The organism is Labilithrix sp. (assembly GCA_019637155.1).
Lineage (GTDB): Bacteria > Myxococcota_A > Polyangia > Polyangiales > Polyangiaceae > Labilithrix.
On record JAHBWE010000001.1, the window covers coordinates 860938 to 879368 of the forward strand.

General features: G+C 71.2%; 16 protein-coding genes. 7 read left to right on the forward strand and 9 right to left on the reverse strand.

Translation table 11 applies throughout. The features are described 5' to 3' along the window. Positions 1-191 precede the first annotated feature (191 nt). On the reverse strand, positions 192-1802 hold the full coding sequence (locus KF837_03740) for a zinc ribbon domain-containing protein (protein MBX3226393.1): 1611 nt from the start codon (positions 1800-1802) through the stop codon (positions 192-194). A 12-nt stretch (positions 1803-1814) separates the two neighbouring features. On the opposite strand from KF837_03740, the gene KF837_03745 reads away from it, so the two are divergent. From KF837_03745 to KF837_03770, 6 genes are all read left to right on the forward strand, one after another. Beyond that, on the forward strand, positions 1815-3830 hold the full coding sequence (locus tag KF837_03745; GenBank protein ID MBX3226394.1) for an OmpA family protein: 2016 nt from the start codon (positions 1815-1817) through the stop codon (positions 3828-3830). 648 nt (positions 3831-4478) lie between these two features. Further along, positions 4479-4799: a hypothetical protein gene (locus KF837_03750; protein MBX3226395.1), complete on the forward strand. Its 321-nt coding sequence runs from the start codon at positions 4479-4481 to the stop codon at positions 4797-4799. Next, positions 4799-5011, forward strand: a complete 213-nt coding sequence (locus KF837_03755) for a DUF4266 domain-containing protein (GenBank protein MBX3226396.1) — start codon at positions 4799-4801, stop codon at positions 5009-5011. The genes KF837_03750 and KF837_03755 overlap by 1 nt, the downstream gene beginning before the upstream one ends. Positions 5012-5014: 3 nt before the next feature. After that, positions 5015-6403: a DUF3570 domain-containing protein gene (locus tag KF837_03760; protein ID MBX3226397.1), complete on the forward strand. Its 1389-nt coding sequence runs from the start codon at positions 5015-5017 to the stop codon at positions 6401-6403. Then, positions 6379-6882 (forward strand): TlpA family protein disulfide reductase, encoded by a 504-nt coding sequence (locus tag KF837_03765; GenBank protein MBX3226398.1) that lies wholly within the window; start codon positions 6379-6381, stop codon positions 6880-6882. Before KF837_03760 ends, KF837_03765 begins: the two co-directional genes overlap by 25 nt. Before the next feature lie 87 nt (positions 6883-6969). Further along, on the forward strand, positions 6970-8130 hold the full coding sequence (locus KF837_03770) for a hypothetical protein (GenBank protein MBX3226399.1): 1161 nt from the start codon (positions 6970-6972) through the stop codon (positions 8128-8130). Here KF837_03770 and KF837_03775 read toward each other — a convergent pair. From KF837_03775 to KF837_03805, 7 genes are all read right to left on the reverse strand, one after another. Beyond that, on the reverse strand, positions 8112-8996 hold the full coding sequence (locus KF837_03775; protein MBX3226400.1) for an alpha/beta fold hydrolase: 885 nt from the start codon (positions 8994-8996) through the stop codon (positions 8112-8114). The two genes, KF837_03770 and KF837_03775, sit on opposite strands and share 19 nt — an antisense overlap. Positions 8997-9012: 16 nt before the next feature. Further along, positions 9013-11298, reverse strand: a complete 2286-nt coding sequence (locus KF837_03780) for a hypothetical protein (protein ID MBX3226401.1) — start codon at positions 11296-11298, stop codon at positions 9013-9015. A gap of 62 nt (positions 11299-11360) precedes the next feature. After that, positions 11361-11912, reverse strand: coding sequence for a histidine phosphatase family protein (locus KF837_03785; protein ID MBX3226402.1), 552 nt, complete (start codon positions 11910-11912; stop codon positions 11361-11363). Between the two features lie 14 nt (positions 11913-11926). Continuing rightward, a complete protein-coding gene (locus KF837_03790) occupies positions 11927-13651 on the reverse strand; it encodes an NAD(P)H-dependent oxidoreductase (protein ID MBX3226403.1) in 1725 nt (574 codons plus the stop codon). A 5-nt stretch (positions 13652-13656) separates the two neighbouring features. Beyond that, complete coding sequence (locus KF837_03795) at positions 13657-14928, reverse strand: hypothetical protein (GenBank protein MBX3226404.1); 1272 nt, start codon at positions 14926-14928, stop codon at positions 13657-13659. Positions 14929-14935: 7 nt separating this feature from the next. Further along, positions 14936-16588 (reverse strand): adenine deaminase, encoded by a 1653-nt coding sequence (gene ade, locus KF837_03800; protein MBX3226405.1) that lies wholly within the window; start codon positions 16586-16588, stop codon positions 14936-14938. Positions 16589-17170: 582 nt separating this feature from the next. Beyond that, positions 17171-17530 (reverse strand): hypothetical protein, encoded by a 360-nt coding sequence (locus tag KF837_03805; protein ID MBX3226406.1) that lies wholly within the window; start codon positions 17528-17530, stop codon positions 17171-17173. 21 nt (positions 17531-17551) lie between these two features. Here KF837_03805 and KF837_03810 point away from each other — a divergent pair, with 21 nt between their 5' ends. Next, a complete protein-coding gene (locus KF837_03810; GenBank protein ID MBX3226407.1) occupies positions 17552-17812 on the forward strand; it encodes a DUF434 domain-containing protein in 261 nt (86 codons plus the stop codon). Here the strand turns inward: KF837_03810 and KF837_03815 are convergent, their stop codons facing one another. Continuing rightward, positions 17813-18424 carry a hypothetical protein gene (locus tag KF837_03815; GenBank protein MBX3226408.1) on the reverse strand — a complete coding sequence of 204 codons (612 nt, stop codon included), beginning with the start codon at positions 18422-18424 and terminating at the stop codon, positions 17813-17815. Between the last annotated feature and the right edge of the window lie 7 nt (positions 18425-18431).

Sequence of the window (18431 nt, forward strand, 5' to 3'; positions counted from 1 at the left end):
GAAATCAGCGAGCGCGGAATCCGACCGGCTTGCCGAGTATAGCGACCCGCGATCCGCATGATCAAGCTAGCGACGTCCGAGAAGATGGAGAGTTCTCGTGAGGTTGCGAAATGGTGTCCATGGCCCGACGTGTGGGTCTCGCAGACAAAGCGCGACTCAGAATGGACGCGCGAGGCCCCTCGGACCTTGGGTCAGTTCAGCAGCACCAGCTGCGTCCCGTCTTTTCCGCAGAAGTCGGCGCCGCCGTCGAAGCGCTCACCGCACGACGGACAGATCTTCCCGCGCGGCGCGTCGCTGCGCTGCGCCATCGCTTGCACCGGATAAGGGATCAGCACCTGCTTGTCCTTCGGGCAGCGCGTCACCTCGCTCCCGAACACCGTGTTGCACACCGGGCAGATGCCACCGCCGCGCTTCTCCGGCGCGCCGGCCGCGACGAGCGGCGTGCCGTCGTGAGGACAGAAGGAAGTCCCCGGCTCCATCTCGCGGCCGCACGAGGCACACACGAGGTCCGCGCGGCGGAGGGGCGGAGCAGGCTCGGCCGCGACGCTGCGTGAGCTCGACACCGCGCGCGCGGCGGCCACGCTCTCCTCGTGCGCGCGCTGCTGCGCGGCGTGCTCGGCCTCACGCCGTCGCCGGCGCTCGAGCACCTCGCGGACGCGCTCCTCGTGCCGCTCCTCCGCCGCGTGCATGAGCTCCTTCGCGCGCCGGTTGCGCCGGAGGACGAAGATCCCCGCGACGAGCAGGCCCGCGAGGGCGGCGCCGATGATGCCGAGGAACACGAGCCGCCGCTTTCGCGCGCCGTCCTCGACCACGGACTCGTCCGCGCCGATCGACTGCGAGGCGATGACGACGGACGCCGCCTCGTCGCTCTCGCCCTCGGCGTTCAAGCCCGAGCGCTGGAGGAGCTCGTCGTAGCGCGCCGCGCTCACGATCTCGACCGTGACGCGCGTCTCCTTCCCGCCCGCCGACGCGATGATCTCGAGCGCGCCCTCCGTCGCCTCCTTCGCCGCGGTCACGTTGCCGAGCGCGTCGACCTTCACGCCCTTGCCGGTCGCGTCGGGCGCGAGGCGGAACGCGGTGCCGGTCCTGGTCTCGCAGCCCTTCGCGTCGAGCACGACCGCGCGGAAGCGGAAGGTCTCGCCGGGGCGGAGGAGCTTCTGCGAAGGTCGCACCTCGAGCTTCTGCGCCTCTCCGACGACGCCGCAGAGCGCGGGCCGCGGCGGCGCCTCCGAGGGCGCGTTGCTCTTCGCGGGCGCGGGCGACGGCCCGGTCTCGGTGCTCGTGCCGGCTGCAGGCGCGGTGTCGCCGACGGCGTCGAAGCTGCGTGTGCGCTTCACGTCGGCGACGCACTTGCCGCTCTCGAGCGACATCTCGTAGCGGCCCGTCTCCACGATCTCGATGTGCGTGTCCGACGTCGCGACGACGAGCGTGTTGAGGACGACCTTGCGCGCGTCGGAGGGCGGCGTCGCGCAGCGCGTGCGCCAGGTCTTGCCGTCGCGCGAGTGCGAGGCGCGCTGGAGGCCGGGCATCGGGTCGTAGCAGATGTTCGTGCGGTAGACGCGGCCGCCGCCGATGAACGCGAGCTCGTCGCCTTCGACCTTGATGTCGATGCTCTCGCCGCCGCCGCTCGTCGACGATTTCGGCGGCGCGCCGCAGCTCGCGTCGAGCCACTGCACCACGGTGAAGTCTTCGCGGAGCGCGCTCTGGCGCCACTTGCTGTCGACCTTCAGATCGGCGCGGGCCTCGCCCGACCATCCGAGGACGAGCGCGAGGAGCGCCGCAAAAATCAGCCACACGCGCATGCGCGACCCCCAGTGTACCTATTTTGTCGCGTCGATTCCTGTTGTGTTAGGGTCGCGCCCGTGCGCGCTCCGAGCATTCGATCCGGTCTTCGTTTCCTGGCAGCCGCCGTAGGGCTCGGCACTGCGGTCGTCGGCTTCGAGCACGACGCCGCGGCGCAGACGATCCCGACCGAGAACGGCAAGGGCTTCGACACGCACCTCTTCCGTCCGGCCCTCGACTCGAAGGGCTTCTTCCACACGAACGGCACCGACGTCCTCGGCGCGAACGACCTCTCGCTCGGCCTCGTCATCGACTACGGCCACGGCCTCCTCCGCACCGCCGACAAGGGGCAGGAGAGCACGAACCTCATCGATCACTCGTTCAAGGGGAGCTTCTCCTTCAACTACGGCTTCGCGAACTTCCTCGTCGCCGGCGTCACGCTCCCGATCCAGCTCATGTCGGGCGAGGCGCAGACCGATCGCTCCGGCGCCCCCGCGCAGACCGGCCCGCTCGGCAACGGCACCCCGAACGGCACGCAGTGGCGGCCCGAGCTCGTCGACTTCCAGAACGCGGGCTTCATCGCGCTCCACGCGAAGGCGCGCATCCTCCGCGTCGAGCGCGGCTTCGGCCTCGCGGTCGCGGCGCAGGTCGGCGTCCCGATCGCGGACGCGCCGCAGAACGGCGCCGGCGATCCGGGCTTCTGGTACTGGCCGCAGGTCATCGGCGAGAAGCGGTTCGGCTCGACGGGGCAGTTCCGGATCGGCCTCAACGCCGGCTTCCGCGGCCACGCGGTGAGCGACACGATCATCGACCTGAAGGACGGCCGGCTCCGCGACGGAAACCGCGTGACCTACGGCCTCGGCCTCTCGTACCGCGTGCTCCCCGCCCTCGATCTCGTCGCCGATACGTACGGCACGTACCTCCTCTCCGACGCGGCCTCGAAGATCAAGCCGTCGAACGAGGTCACCGGCGGCATCAAGGTCTTCGTCGAGCGCAACAGCTACCTCCTCCTCGGCGGCGGTCCGCGCTACACGCAGGGCTTCGAGGCGGCGGACATCCGCGCGTTCATCGGCTTCATCTTCGAGCCGTCGATCGGCGACCGCGACGGCGACGGCATCAAGGACGACGTCGACAAGTGCCCGGACGATCCCGAGGATTTCGACGGATTCCAGGACGAGGACGGCTGCCCCGATCCGGACAACGACAACGACGGCATCCTCGACAAGGACGACCGCTGTCCGAACGAGCCCGAGGATCGCGACGGCGATCAGGACGAGGACGGCTGCCCCGAGGGCGACGACGGCGACCGCGACGGCGACGGCATCCTCGACTCGAAGGACAAGTGCCCGGACGATCCGGAGGACAAGGACGGGTTCGAGGACGAGGACGGCTGCCCCGATCCGGACAACGACAAGGACGGCATCCCGGACAAGAAGGATCAGTGTCCGAACGATCCGGAGGACAAGGACGGGTTCGAGGACGAGGACGGCTGCCCCGATCCGGACAACGACAAGGACGGCATCCTCGACGTCGTCGACAAGTGTCCGAACGAGCCCGAGACCTTCAACGGCTTCGAGGACGAGGACGGCTGCCCGGACAAGGGCCTCGTCGTCATCGACAAGGACAACATCCTCATCCTGAAGAAGATCAAGTTCCGCACGAACTCGGCGGAGATCCTCCCCGAGTCGAACGAGATCCTCGACGCCGTCGCGACGACGCTGCTCCACCACCCCGAGTTCACGCTCATCGAGGTCGCGGGCCACGCCGACGAGCGCGCCACCGACGCGTACAACCTTCGCCTCACGCAGGACCGCGTGAACAGCGTCATGGCGGGCCTCGTCGCGCGCAAGGTGAACAAGTCGACCCTCCGCGCGAAGGGCTACGGCGAGTTCTGCCCCGAGGATCCGGGCCACAACGAAGAGGCGTGGGAGAAGAACCGCCGCGTCGAGTTCAAGATCGTGAAGACGAAGGAAGGCCCCACCGGCGTCGAGCTCGGCTGCGCGAACGCGTCCTCGAAGGGCGTGAATCCCGAGCCCGTCCCCAACTGAGCCCGACCCATGCGGGTCCGAACGACCGCCGTCGGCCTAGGCCTGACGACGCTCGTTCTACATTCGACGCCCTCGCGTGCCGCCACGCCCGCGGTCGCTGCCGCCGCGTCCGCGCCTGCGGTCGACGCAGCCCCCGCTGCACCCGGCGCGTCCGCGCCTGCGGACCCTCTTTCGGCGCCTGCGCCCTCGCGTGCCGCCACGCCTGCGGACCCTCTTTCGGCGCCCGCGCCCTCGCGTGCCGCCACGCCTGCGGACCCTCTTTCGGCGCCTGCGCCCTCGCGTGCCGCTGCGCCCGCGGAACCTCTTTCGGCGTCTGCGCTCGTCGCCGCGCCTGCCGAACCGCCGGGGCGTGAGCGGGGAAGCGAGGGGGAGCGTGAGCGGGGGGTGAGGGGGGCGGCAGCCCCCGTTCATCGTGAGCCGGAGCGCAGCGCAGGCGAACGATCGGGGTATGGGGCGGAGCCCCATCGCGAAGAGCCCCATCGCGAAGAGCCCCATCGCGAAGAGCCCCATCGCGAAGACAATCCCGTCCTCGCGTTGCTGGCGGGGGGGGCGGTCACGATGGTGTCGCTCGGGGTGGGGGCGACGATGATCGCGCGATCGGGCGATCCTTACGTTCGCAACGCCGGGCTCGTTGGCGGGTTGTCGGGGATGGCGTTTGTGCCGCTCGTCGCGCACGCGATCGCGGGTGAGACGCGGCGTGGGATCTGGTTCTCGCTGCCGCTCCTCGTGCCGGTCGCGGTGCAAGGGGTCGTGGTCGGTTTCTATCCGAACGTGCTGTGGCGGGCGCCGGCGGGCATTCAGTGGACGACGTACGCGTCCGTCGCCGTGTCCATCTTCGGCAGCATCTTCGGCGTGCTCGACGCGGTTCGCGCCGGAGAGCGTGAGCCGAAGAGCGCGCCGCCTTCGATTTCGGTCGTGCCGACGTTCGGCGATCGCGCCGCGGGCGCTTTGCTCACCGGGAGTCTCTGATGCAACGAGCCGTATTCCTCTTCCTGCTCCTCGCCACCGTCGCGAGCTGCGCGACCGTCCCGCAGAACCGGCGCGGCAAGCTCGCCGATCCGATGATGTCGCTGACGGACGACCCGCTCGAGACGTACCGCAAGCAGAAGTTGTACAATACACGTGAAGCGGCCGCGGGCGGCGACGGCACGGCGGCGGGCGGCGGCTGCGGCTGCCAGTAGTCGGTGCTGCGCCGAGCGCTGCTCATCCTCGCGTGCCTCGCGACCCTCGTCGTCGCCTGGCCCACGCACGCCCACGAAGCCGCGCCCGCCCCCGCAGCGACACCCGCCCCCGCGCCCGTCTCGCCCGCGCCTTCGGCGGTACCCGCCCCCGCGCCCGTCTCGCCTGCGCCTGTCTCGCTCGCGCCCGCAGCGGCGCCCGCATCCCCCGCGGCGCCCGCCCTCTCCGCTCCCGCCCTCTCCGCTCCCGCCCTCTCCGCACCCGCCCTCTCCGCTCCGGCGGCGGCGCCCGCCCCCCCCGCGCCCGCGCCTGCGAAGCTCCATCGCTTCGTGGTCGAGCGGGTCGAGACGGCGTTCACTGCGTATCAGCAGCGGGGCACCGGGTATCAGTCGAAGGCGAGCTCGCGGTCGTGGCTCGATCCCGGCAATGCTGCGCTTGCGGTGTTCCAGCCGCAGCTCTTCGTGCAGGCGCGGCAGAGTGAGCGCATCGTTCATCGCTTCTGGGTGCCGATCGACCTCGTCACGTCGGCCTCTGCGGATGCGATCGATCGCGGGCGGAGGCTCGACCTCATCTCCAACTCGTCGCGGCAGAACGAGGCGATCGCGTTCGACTGGGCCGTCGCGTACGAGGCCACGAAGTGGACCGCGTCCGCGCGCAACAACGTCCACGTCGAGGAGAACTTCCGCTCCTGGGCGGCCGGCATCGGCGCGAGCCTGAACGTCGCCGACGACGCCGCGACCGTGTCGGGCAGCGTCAACAACGTGCTCGACTGGTTCAGCGCGTACAACGGCCTCGGCGTGAAGACGGGCCGCGCGACGCGCTCGACCTCGAACGTGAACGTCGGGCTCACGCAGATCCTCACGCCGACGACGGTGGTGCACGCGAACTACGGCGTCTCCGCGCAGTACGGCGTGCTCGGCAACACGTGGAACTCGGTGCCGTTCGTGAACGGCGAGCGCTTCGCGGAGGTGCTGCCGCGCGCGCGATGGCGGCACGCGCTCGTCGGCCGCTTCGCGCAGTACCTCCCGTGGGACGGATCGCTCAAGGGCTTCTACCGCTTCTACACCGACGGGTGGGGAGTGCAGGCGCACGCGATCGAAGGACAGCTCTCGCAGCGCGTCCATCCGCTCGTGTACCTGCGCGCGAGCTACCGCTGGTACACGCAGGACGGCGTCGACTTCTTCACGACGCTCTCGCCCGGACGCGGCGAACGACGCTTCACCGCCGACAGCGACCTCGGGCCGTTCCAGGCGCACACCGCCGGCGCGAAGGTCGCGCTCGAGCTGCCGTTCCTGTTCGCGGGAGCGCACCTCGACGCCGGCTACGAACGGTACTGGCGCACCGACGGCCTCACCGTTAATGTCGCGCTGTGGCAAGCCGGCGCACGCTTCTGATCGCTCTCCTCCTCTTAGTCTCCGGCTGCGCAGCGACCGCCGCCCCTGCCGCGCGCCCGGCGACGCTGCCGCAGGCGAGCCTCCGCGCGCTCGATCGTGGAGGTCAGGACCTCGCGAGCGCGCTCGGCGGGAGGCCGGCGCTCCTCGCGCTCTGGGCGACGTGGTGCGACGCATGTCAGAAGGAGCGCCCCGACCTCGAGAAGCTCGACGCCTGGTCGAAGGAGCACGGCGGCGTCGTCGTCAGCGTCGCCGTCGGCGAGCCCGTCGACAAGGTGAAGACGTTCGCGACCGAGCACCGCGTGCCCTACGCCGTCCTCGTCGACGAGGACTTCCAGCTCGCCGACGCGCTCGGAGAGAAGCGCGTCCCCGCCACCCTGGTCGTCGACAAGAGTGGCCGCATCGTCCACACCGCCGGCGCGCTGGACGAACGGTCCGTCGCCGAATTCCGCCGCCTCGTCGGTGCGGCACCGGTGCCGTAGCGGTTAACTGCGCGTAAGTCTTCGGCAATCAAAATTTACGCAGAGCGTTGCACATGTGTGGGTGTGTGGTAGGAGGCCTTCCTACCGATGAAGCTCCACCTCGTTGCCCCCGCCGTCCTTGCCCTCTCGGCCTCTCTCTTCGCGTGCGCGTCGGAGACCAACGAAGAGCAGCTCTTCCCCGAGGATCGGTGCACGGAGGAGGGCGTGTCGTGCGACGCGTTCGGCCGCGCCGTCGACGCGACGGAGAAGCTGCCCGCCTACGAGCTCGGCACCGACGAGAAGCCGGCGCAGATGACGCTCGTTCATCAGTCGAACCCGCTGTGGGAGCCGGTCGACCTCGAGTTCAACCCGCGGTCGCCGCGCGACCTGTGGATCAACAACTACCGCACCGGCCACATGACGGTCGTGAAGAACATCGGCACGAAGCAGGTGCAGGTCATCGAGCGCCGCGACGTCGCCTACGCGCACTTCCAGAACAAGCCGCCGGCCTTCGCCTTCGGCTCCGACAGCCAGTGGGGTCAGACCTGGGGCACGTGCGGCGACGGCAACAACGGCGGCAACTTCTTCATGGGGCCGACGCTGTACACCGCGAACCTCGACATCTTCGGCGGCAACAACACCGCGACGAACCTCGGCAGCCACCTCGACATGCTGCACTCGACGTCGTACTGCCGCGGCATCTCGTGGGCCGGCGAGGGCAACCAGTACTTCGCCTTCAACTCGCACGAGAAGTCGATCGACTTCTACGACTTCAAGGCCGACCACGGCCCGGGCTGGGACGACCACTCGGACGGCGTCATCCGCCGCTACTGGACCAACCAGGTGAAGGGCGTCGACGGCCTCATCAGCGCGGTGTCGTGGAACGCGGCCGACAAGAAGCTCTACGTCGCCGACACCGGCAACAAGCGCATCCTCGCGCTCGACCCGTCGGAGGGCCTCTTCGTCGCGCCGTTCCCCGGCTACGAGCCGATCGTCGAGCGCGCGTTCTACGAGGCGCCGGTCGTCGAGGTCGCGTCCGGCGGTCTCCTCGAGCAGCCGTCCGGCCTCGAGGCCTCGGGCGACATCGTCTTCACGACCGACGCGCTCACCTCGCAGATCCACGCGATCTCGATCAAGGAGGGCACCGTCCTCCGCTCGTTCGCGACGAACCTCCCGCCGGGCTCCCTCGCCGGCCTCAACTTCGGCCCCGACGGGAAGATCTACTTCGTCGACCGCAAGGGCGGCGCGATCTACCGGCTCGATCCCTGATCGCCGAAGTGCTCGAGGAGTAGCTCGTTCACGCGCGCGGGGGCGTCGCGCTGGACCCAGTGCGTCGCCTCGGGGATGTGGACCGTGCGCGCGTTCGGTACGAAGCGCGGCGGCGGCTCCGCGAGCTCCTTGCCGAGGAAGCGATCGCGATCGCCCCAGACGACGAGCGTCGGGCGATCGATCGGACGCATCTTCGGCGTGCGGCCGGTGACGACGCGCCGGATCGCGGCGCGGTAGTAGTTCACCGAGGAGCGCGCGACGCCCGGGACGCGGAACGCCTCGACGTACCGCTCGATCTCGTCGGAGGGGACGCCGTCGGCCGCGAACGTCTTGCGCAAGAGCTCGTGGTCCCGCGCCGCGATCGAGAGCTCGGGCACCTTCGGGAGCTGGAAGAAGAACATGTACCAGCTCTTCATCAGCTGCCGCAGCGTGCGGAGGCCCTTCAGCATCTGGAGCGGGTGCGGCACGTTCAGGATCGCGAGGCGATCGAGCAGGTCCGGGTGCTCCATCGCGAACGCCCACGCGACGACGGCGCCCCAGTCGTGGCCGACGACGAAGGCCTTCTCGCGGCCGAGCGCGCGGATGAGCCCCGCGACGTCGCCGGCGAGGCGCTCGATCTCGTAGGCGCCGACCTCCCACGGTTTGTCCGAGCCGCCGTAGCCGCGCATGTCGGGGGCGACCGCCCAGTACCCGGCGTCGCGCAGCGCCGTGAGCTGATGGCGCCACGACCACCAGAACTCGGGGAAGCCGTGGAGGAAGACGACGAGCGGCGTGTCGTCGCCCGCGTTCGCCGGGCGCGCCTCCGCGACGTGGAGGCGGACCTCGCCCGCGTCGATCGTCCGATGCTCGAACCCGTCGTCGCTCATGTCGCCTCCTTCACCGTCAGCCCTGGAGTCGCTGCGGGACCGCCATCAGCTCGGTCGTCATCGGCTCGACGTGCGGCTGGATCGCGCCGAGCGTGGTCAGCGATTTCTCGGCGCGAGAGCGGAGGAAGCTGCGCGGATCGCCGAGCATCTCCATCAGCTCGGGGACGAAGCGCGCGTCGTCGGGCGCGTTCTCGGCGACGACGGCGCGCACCTGATGGTTCTGCGAACGAAGCCCCTCGAGGAGGACGCCGTTGCTCTCCTGATCGTTCACCTTTGCGAGCGCGCGCACGAACGCGACGAGCGGCGGCGGCGCGTCGTCGTACTCGTACGTCGACGTCGCGGGCGCGGCGAAGAGGCGCGCGGTCGCCTCCGCGAGCGCGCGCACGGCGCGGCGATCGTCCAGCGCGGCGAGGCGCGTCGCGACGTTGTGCTTGAAGATGCCGAGCGGATCGCGCACCGCTTCGAGCAGCGCGTCCACGTCGTCCGGGAGCGCGAACGCGAAGTACGGGCGCGCCTTCGGGGCGGGGAGGCGGAACGCCGCGAACGCGCGCTCCGCCGCGCAGCGCACGCGATGATCGTCGCGCGTCACCCAGTAGCGCATCGCCTCGTAGTCGAACACGAGCGCGCTCCGCCGCGATCGCGGCGGGGGCGGCTGCGCGGCGAGGTCCTCGAGCGCGCGGAACGCCCACGCGCGCCGGCGCGACGTCTCGTCTTGGCGGAAGCCCGGCTCGACGAGCGCGCGATCGATCGCGGCGCGGAGGTCCCGCTCCTTGATCTCTTGCCCGACCTTCGCGAGCGCGACGAGGCGCGTGACCTCCGCGCCCGGCTCGAGCCCGCGCAGGAGCTCGAGGAGCGCCGCCGCGCGCGGCCGCGCCGCGGCGTGCGCGCGGCCGATCGCGCCGATCGCCCAGATCGCCTCGCACGCGACGGCGTCCTTCGGCGAGAGCACGAAGCGCTCGAGCGCGGCGAGGGCGGGCTCGTGCTCGAGCTGCCCGAGCGAATACGCCGCGAGCGGCAGCATCGCGCGGTACTCCTGGCTCTTCGACTCCAGGATCGTGACGAGGAGCGGCGCGGCGGAGCGATCGCCGAGCTCGCCGAGCGCGACGACGAGCTCGCGCACGACGACGCCGCGCTCGAGCCCCTGCCGCCACCCCGTGAGCGGGCTCGTCTCGAGCAAGCGCCGGAGCGCGGGGCAGGCCTCGGTCGCGCCCACCGCGACGAGCATGCGGACGAGCGCGACGTCGAGCGCGGGCACGCGCCGTCCCTCCGCCGCGAGCAGCTCCGTCGCGTGGAGCGTGAGCTCGCGATCGCCGAGGACGCCGAGCATCTCGAGCGCCTGCGGATCGCCGCCGATCGCGCGCGTGCGGAGCTCCGGGAGGACGGCGCGATCGCCGAGGGCCGCGAGCGCGAGCAACGTCTCTTCCCGCTCCTGCACCGCGCCGAACGCCTCCGCCGCCGGCGGCAGCGCGTCGATCCGATCGACGATGAGCCGCGTCGTCGTGAGCGCGTCGTTCGCCGCGCTCGCCCTCCGCGGCTTCGGCGCGAGCGCCGCGCGGCGCGCGTACTCCGGCTTCGCGAGCAGCAGGGCGAGCTCGCGCACGAGCGCGTCGGCGGAGGAGGCGTGCGCCGCGAGATCGCCGCCGCGGAAGAAGGACTCCACGAGCGCGCCGAACGCGAGCGGCGACGACCGCACGTCGGCGCGCGTCTCCGGCGGCGGGACGTCGAGCGTGCGCCCCGCGAGCGCGCGCATCGTCGCGCGGACGTCGGCGTCGGCGCCGAGGAGGAGCGCGGCGCGGGCCTCCCCGCGCTCGATCGCGAGGCGGACCGCGCCCTCCTCCGCGATGCCCGGCACCGGGACCGGCGGCTCCGCGTTCAATGCATGCATCATGCAAATGACCGCGAGCTCCCCCGCGCCGCGGCAGACGACCTGCGGCGGGTCCACCGTCGCGATGACCGCGGTCGCGGCCGGGTCTTCGCCGTGGAAGTAGGCGAGCACCTCACCGTCGGTCGTCTCGCCGAACGGGATCGCGCCGGCGAGCAAGGCGACCAGTCTCTCGCGCGCGGCGCCGCCCTTGCGCGCGGCGGTGAGGAGCGGGCCGAGGCGGGGCAGGGTCGGACGCCCGCGGAAGTCGGCGACCGCGCCGCCGCCGACCGTGTCGAGCAGGCGCGCGAGGTCCTTCGGCAAGACCACGCCGAGGTCGACGCTCGTGCTCTTCGAGCGTCGAAGCATTCCCGGTCGCGCGAGGAACCGGGCGAAGCCTCGTTCGAGGAAGAGCGCGGGCGCCGCGGCAGCACGAAGCATGGACCGCGAGCTCACGACGCCAACGAGGATTCACGTGATGACGCGCTCGGTCAAGCGGCCAGTCACGTGATGAGGCGCGAAGGGAGGTGCGCGGTCTCGTTGTACGACACGACGCGCACGGCGCCGGTGTCGCGTACGAGGACCCGTGTGAGCGCACAGTGGTTGCTGTTCATGCGCGTCCAGCGGGCGCCGGGGACCTCGAGCGCGTGGCAGACCAGGTAACGGATCAGGTTGCCGTGACAGACCAGGATCTCGAAGCGGTCGGCGCGCGTCGTCTTGAAGAAGCGCGCCCAGGCGAGGTCGGCCCGCGCGCGGTCCTCCTCCCGCTCCGACGCCGGCACGTCGTAGCCCTTGACCTTCGAGTACATGCCCTCGCGTAGGAGCGCGGCGCGCTTCACCGCGCGACGGGTGACGTTCGGCGCGATGATGTCCGCCGTCTCCTTCGCGCGCGGGAGCGTGCTCGAGTAGATCGCGCTCACCCGCAGCGCGCCGAGGTTCTGCGCGATCCACTTCCCGGTGACCGCGGCCTGCTCGCGTCCGAGCTCGGTGAGCGAGCCGCCGCTGTCGACGTCGTACTGTCCGTGTCGAACGAGCAGGACGTGGCGTGTTCCCAAGGGCGGCGAGCATATCAGCGGAGCCGCTCGACGTAACCCGCCGGCGCGACCGCGCGATAGAGCTCCTCGACGAAGCGGAGCGCCTCGGCCCGAGGGACGACGAGCGGCGCCGCGCCCGCGCGGAGCCCGATCCGGAGCGCGTCGCCGCGATCGTCGGTGTAGAGCCCGCCGTACGTCTCGACCCAGCCGAGGCGGAGGCCGTGGAGCGCGACGCGGTAGAGCATCCGCGCGAGCCAGTAGCGCGGCACCTCCGCGGCGGCGCCGCCGATCGTGACGCGCGCCACGTCGCCGCCGTCTTCGACGCGGAGCCCGTCGCGCACGAACGGGAGCGCGCCGGGCGCGCCCTCCTCGAACGGCGGGAAGGGAGGCGGCGGCACCTCGTGCCATGAAGGAGGGACCGGATCGGGCTCGACGTCGTCGCTCGAGAGCACGAGCGCGCGCACGATCCCGGCGCCGTCGAGCCGCGCACCGGGCGCGATGCGAAGCAGATCGCACGCGAACGCCGACGCGGCGTCGGCCTCGAGCACGACGACGAAGCCGCCGCGCGGCGGCGCGATCGCGTCGGGCCGCACGACGAGATCGAGGCGCGTGCTCCCGATCGTCGCGACGCGTCCGGCCGTGCGCAGGTCGGAGAGGCTCATCGGCGGCGACGGCTCGACGTAGGCCTTCACGTCCTCCGCGCGTCCCGGCGGCGCCTCGGTCACGTGCGGGCGGCCCTTGGTCGGAGCCGACGCGCAGTACACGACCGAGAGCCCGGTCCGCCGCATCCCGGGCGGGAAGTCGAACGGCGCGTACGGCGGGCGGAGGCGCCCCGGCCAGTGGAGCCACCCCTCCGGATGGAGCACCGCGTCGCCGTTCTTGTGGTTGTAGCGACCGGCGTCGACGCCGTCGTTCGGCCGCGCGAGGAAGGTGCGGAGCGGGAAGCGGTCGACGAGATCGTCGCCCGTCGGCAGCGCGACCACGACCTCGTCCGACAGGTTGATGTGTGCAAAATACAGGGGCTCGGAGGCGGCCGTGACCTCGAGCTGGGCCGGGCCGATCGACGCGCACACCACGAGGTGATGCTCGAACCGCGCCGGTCGCGCGACGAGCTCACGGAGGTTGGCGCGCGCGATCCCGGGCGGAGGCGCGGGGCGATCGGCCGGCGGAAACGCCCACGCCTGCGCCGCGGGATGGCGCTCGCTTCGGAGCGCGGCGTTGGGTCCCCAGCGCCGCGCGGCCTCGGCGATACGGCGGCCGAGGACCTCCGCGGTGCGGAGATCGCTCTCCGGCACCGCGCCGCCGCCGGGGCGCGACTGCGCCATCGCGCCGAGGTGGCTGCCGAGGCGGTTCGTGTCGGTCGGGGCCGCGTCGCTGCTCGCGTACGCCGGCGGCAGCCCGAGGCCGACCCAGATCATGCCGTGCTGCGCGGCGAACACGGCGAGCTGCACGAGCGTGCCGAGCTTGTCGCCGCTCGGCGCGGCGGAGTGCGTGAACGCGCCCGCGATCTTGTCGCGCCAGCCTTGCACCGCCCAGATCGCGCTCGTCCCGTCCATGAACGCCTTGAAGGCGGCGGACGCGCTGCCCATGTACGTCGGGCAGCCGAAGACGATCGCGTCCGCGCGCGAGACGAGGTGCAGGTGCGCGTCCTCGACCGCGAGGAGGTCGACCTCGGCGCCGGCGATCGCGCGTGCGCCCGCCGCGACGTGCTCGGCGAGCGCGCGCGTGCGGCCGCCGACCGAGTGGTAGACGACCGCGATGCGCGTCACGTGTGCTCGTGGATCCACGGGATGACGACGTCGAGCATGCGATCGGCGTCGCCGCCGCTCGTCTCTCCCGGCGGCGGCTCGAAGTAGTGGCGGGCGTCGAGCGAGACCGCCCTCTTGTCGGGCGATGCCATCGCCGCGTAGATCGCGTGCGTGTCGGAGGGCAGCACCTCGCGATCGCGCGTCGGCGTGACGAGGAGGGAGGGCTCGCGGATGCGCGCCACGTTCTCGACGAGGTCGGCTCGCGAGGAGAGGCCGGACCACGTCGAGAGCCACGCGCGCGGCGTCACCGTGCGCGCGAGCCCGAGCGCGGAGTAGTTCATCAGATCGGGCCGCTCGCTGAGGAGCGAGCCGTAGTCGCGCGCGGACCGATCGAGGTTGAGGTCGACGTAGGTCGGGTTCGCCATCGTCCGGTAGACCGTCATGATCGGCTCGGCGAAGCGGCGGCGGAGGACGTCGCGTCGCTGCGTGAACGTCTTCTGGGAGAAGGTCGGTTGATCGCTCTCGGCGGCGGCGCTCTCTTGGCGCGAGATCATCGCGTGCGCGGTGGCGTCGAGGCGCTCCACGCGCGCGGCCTGCGCCTCGCGGTAGCGATCGAGGAACGAGGCGGGGTAGCGGCTCTCCGCCGGCGGCTCGCGGAAGCCGTTCCGCTCGTCGTAGATGTCGAGGGTCGGATCGACCGAGAGCGGATCGCGCTCGTCGGAGACCGAGGCGTCGATGCAGTCGAGGAGGATCTTCCCCTGTCCGCGATGGACCGCGACGTAGACCATCGCGTCGGCGGGGCTCATCGGCGTGTTGTCGAAGCGGGTCGGGAGGCGCCCCGGCGACTCCTTCGTCCGCTCCGTCGGCGGCAGCCGCGCCTCCGCCTGGTAGTACGCGAGGAGCGAGCCGCCGCCGCTGTTGCCGAAGAGCACGACCTTGGCGATGCCTTGCCTCTCCCTCAACCAGCGCACCGCGCCGGCGACGTCGAGCACCATCTCTTCGTGCTCGACGTAGGTGTCCTGCGCGCCGTTGCGGGTCTGGAGCCCGAGCACGCAGAAGCCGGCCTCGAGGAGGCGCGGGATCGCGTAGTGATGCGTGAAGTCGACGCGCGGATGAGCGAGCACGACGCCGACGCGCGGCTTGGGGTGCGCGTCGTGCGTCCAGCACACGGCGCGGAACTGTCGGAGATCGTGGGCGCGCAGGACGAGGGACTCGCTGCGCGCGCCGGAGGGTGTGCGGCGGAACCAGAAGGGCATTCCGGTCCAGTACGTCTTCGAGACGAGGATCACGTGTTCCTCACGCCGCGCGGACGTCGATCAGCCGGAAGGCGTCCACGTCCATCAAGCCACGGTCGGTGAGCTTGAGGCTGGGGATGACGGGGAGAGAGAGGAACGCGAGCTGCAAGAACGGCTCCGGCAAGAAGCATCCGATCGCGGCGCTGGCCGCGCGAAGCTCCTGGAGTGAACGCGCAATCGTGGCGGGTTCTGCGAGCGACATCAAACCTCCGAGCGGCAATGGCAGCCGCGCGATCACGTTGCCCCCCTGGACCACCACGAATCCTCCGCCAACCTCGGCCAGCGACGCAAGGGCCACCCGCATGTCACGCGGCTCTTTTCCGACGACGACCAGGTTGTGGGAATCGTGTCCTACGCTGGAACCAATCGCTCCGTCGATCTCGCCGAACCCGTGGACATACCCGTTCGCCGGCTTGCCTCCCTTGCCGTACCGCTCCAGCACCGAGAGCCGGCGGATCCCGGCGCCGTCGCTCGGCGCGACCTGCCGGTCGGTCAAGATGCGCCCTGCCCGTACCCCGATGACGTGGACCATCCCCGCCGGTCCGACCAGGTCCACCTCCTCCGGGATCGCCGCGCGGACGGTGTTGGGCGGGGTGCTCACGGCGGGGGAGGGGAGATCGAGCTCGCCGGCGAAGCGCCCGCCGACGAGCACGTCGCGGATCGCGCACGTCGCCGCGTCGTCGAGGACGACGAGGTCGGCGCGGAAGCCCGGCGCGATCGCGCCGATGCGCTCGCCCCCACGCGCCGGCCCGGCGAGGCCGTAGTGACGCGCGACCGACCACGACGCCGCGCGGTACGCGACCTCGGGCGCGACGCCCTTCCGGATCGCGCCGCGGATCAGGAAGTCGAGGTGCCCTTCGTGGGCGATGTCGAGCGGGTTCCGATCGTCGGTGCAGAACCCGACGCTGGTCGACGTCGCGAGGGTGAGGAGCGGCGCGAGCGCGTCGAGGTCCTTCGCGACGCTGCCCTCGCGGATCCACACCGCGATGCCGTTCCGAAGCTTCTCTTGCGCCTCACCGAGCTCGGAGCTCTCGTGGCACGAGGTGATGCCGGCGCACGCATAGGCGGAGAGCGCGCGCCCGGTGACGAGCGGCGCGTGCCCGTCGAGCGGGCGCCCGTCGAAGGCGACGAGCTTGTCGATCACGAGCGGGTCGCCGGAGAGGACGCCGGGGACGTTCATGACCTCCGCGAGCCCGAGCGCCTGCGCGTGCCCGAGGAGCGGCGCGAGCGCGGCGGCGTCGAGCGTGCCCCCGCCGTTGGTCTCGAACTCGGTCGCGGGGACGCACGAGCTGACCATCACGCGGAGGTCGAGGCCGTGTGAATCACACGGCACGCGCTCCCGAAGGTCGCGCAGCCCGCCGCGGATGCGCGCGGCGGCGTCGAGGAAGAACTGGATGCCGGGGACGCCGAGCACGTTCGCGAGCTCGTGCGGATCGCAGACCGCGGTCGTCGTGCCCTTCGGCAGCACCGCGCGCTGAAAGCTCTCCGGTACGAGGAGCGAGCTCTCGAGGTGGACGTGCGCGTCGATGAACCCAGGCACGACGTGCGCCCCGCGCGCGTCGATCTCGCGCTTCCCTTTCAGCCCCGGCGCCGTCCCGACGACGACCCCATCCGCGATCGCGAGGTCCCCCTCCACGAACGCGCACGAGAACACGTCCAGCCACCGAACCCCCTTGAGGACGAGGTCACAAGGCTCGGCACCCTGAGCAGCGCGAAGACGTCGGCGGATCACATCAGCGAGCGACATGTCTCCGAGCGTAGCGCGGGCAAAGGACCCGCCGATCGCTTTACCTCCGCAAGGAGACGCACGCCCGCCCGAGCGAGACACACGCGCTCGCGCATGCGCCGCTCCGACGTCGACGCCCTGGTAGGCGGCCATGAGCGATCCGGCCGCCGTCAACCTGCCCCACGACGCGATGGCGAAGCCCCAACGTCGAGAACGATCCGCGCCGGTGCGGATCGCGTGGTGTGCCGGCCTCCGAGCACCCTATGCCCCCGAGGCAAGCCAGCGATGGGCAGCTCATTGCCTTTTGTGCCATTGCGTTGCCCAGACCGGCGCCGGGCGACCGGACGGCGCTCGGTGTCGCGGTCCATCACGCAACGACGATGCGTAGCGAAAAGGCAGATCCTCGCGACGCCGCATACCGAAGGCGTCGCAGCGTGCTGGAGAGTCGTGCACGCCTAAAAAACGAGCACGTGGATGCCGCGTCCCATCGCGGTGGCGGCGGCGAGCTGCTCAGTCGGCGTGGAGGCGTGGCGCGTGGTACGTGCCGTCGAGGTACGTGCTGTTCGAGGCGACGGCGTCGCGGACGAGCACATGAAGGAGGGGGTCGACCGCACGAAGCTCGTCGACGGAGATGCCGTCGGCGACCAGCGTGCCGTCGGTCTTTTGGACGATGACGCGCTCGCCGGTCAGGATCGATACCTTCGCGTCGTGGGTCACGAGCGTCGCGAGGACGAGGCCCTTCGTCTTCGCCTTCGTCGGCGCGGGCTCCAGCGTCGCTGGCGGGGTCGGCTCGACGCTCGATGCGTCGTCGGCGCGATGAGTGCAGGCCGCGAGAGCGAAGGCGAGGAAGGCGGCGACGGCGGTGCGCATGCCCGGAGTATACTGCGGCGCGTGGCGGACGACACGAACGCCTTCGACGACGCCGCGATCGAGCGCCTCCGCCTCGCGGCGGAAGAGGTCGCGTGGCTGACCGGCCGCGGCTATCCGCTCGCGGACGTCGGCGCGTTCGTCGCGACGCACCATCGGCTCCGCAAGGAGAAGCAGATCGTCACCGGCGACGCCGACACCCTCGACGCCTGCGCGGCGTGGTTCAACCTGAGCGGCCCGATCGTGCAAGCGCTGCCCGGCGCGAAGGTCGTGCGCCTGCAGTGATCACGGACACGCGTCGGCGCCGCTCTTCGTCTTGCGGAGGTGATCGAAGTCGAAGGCGCGACCGGCGTCCGGCGGCGGGGGGATGCGCAGCGTGTCGGCGCCGGAGTCGTCGTCCCGCGCGATGGTCCAGCGTGCCGCGATCCTCGTCGTTCGCGAGACGCCGGTGTTGAAGAGCTCCAGCGACCAGCGCGGCTCCTTGCTCGATAGTTTGCTCCACCGCGTGTCGATCGCGTCGCCGTAGAACGTCGTCGTCACCGAGCCTCCTTCGATCGCGCGCGCCGTGATCGCGAAGCCGCCGCGCACGTCGTAGCACTCGCAGTCGTAGCAGTCGCAGCCGAGGTCCGTCTCCTCGTACGTGAGCGTCTCGTCCTTCCCCTCCCGCGTGTGGTCGTGGCAAGGCAGCTTGCACGTGTCGTTCGCGCAGAAGCTCTGCGTGCGGTCGTCGCAGATCGTGATCGCGACGCCGTCGGTCTCCCACGTGCCCGTCACGCGCGCCACCGCGTCGCGATCCAGCTCCGCCGTGTGCACCGCGCTCCTCTTCTCCGAGCTCGAGCAGCTCCCGACGATCCCGACCACGATGCAGCCTCGCAAGACGAGGGGCGCGACGCGCATGCGCTAT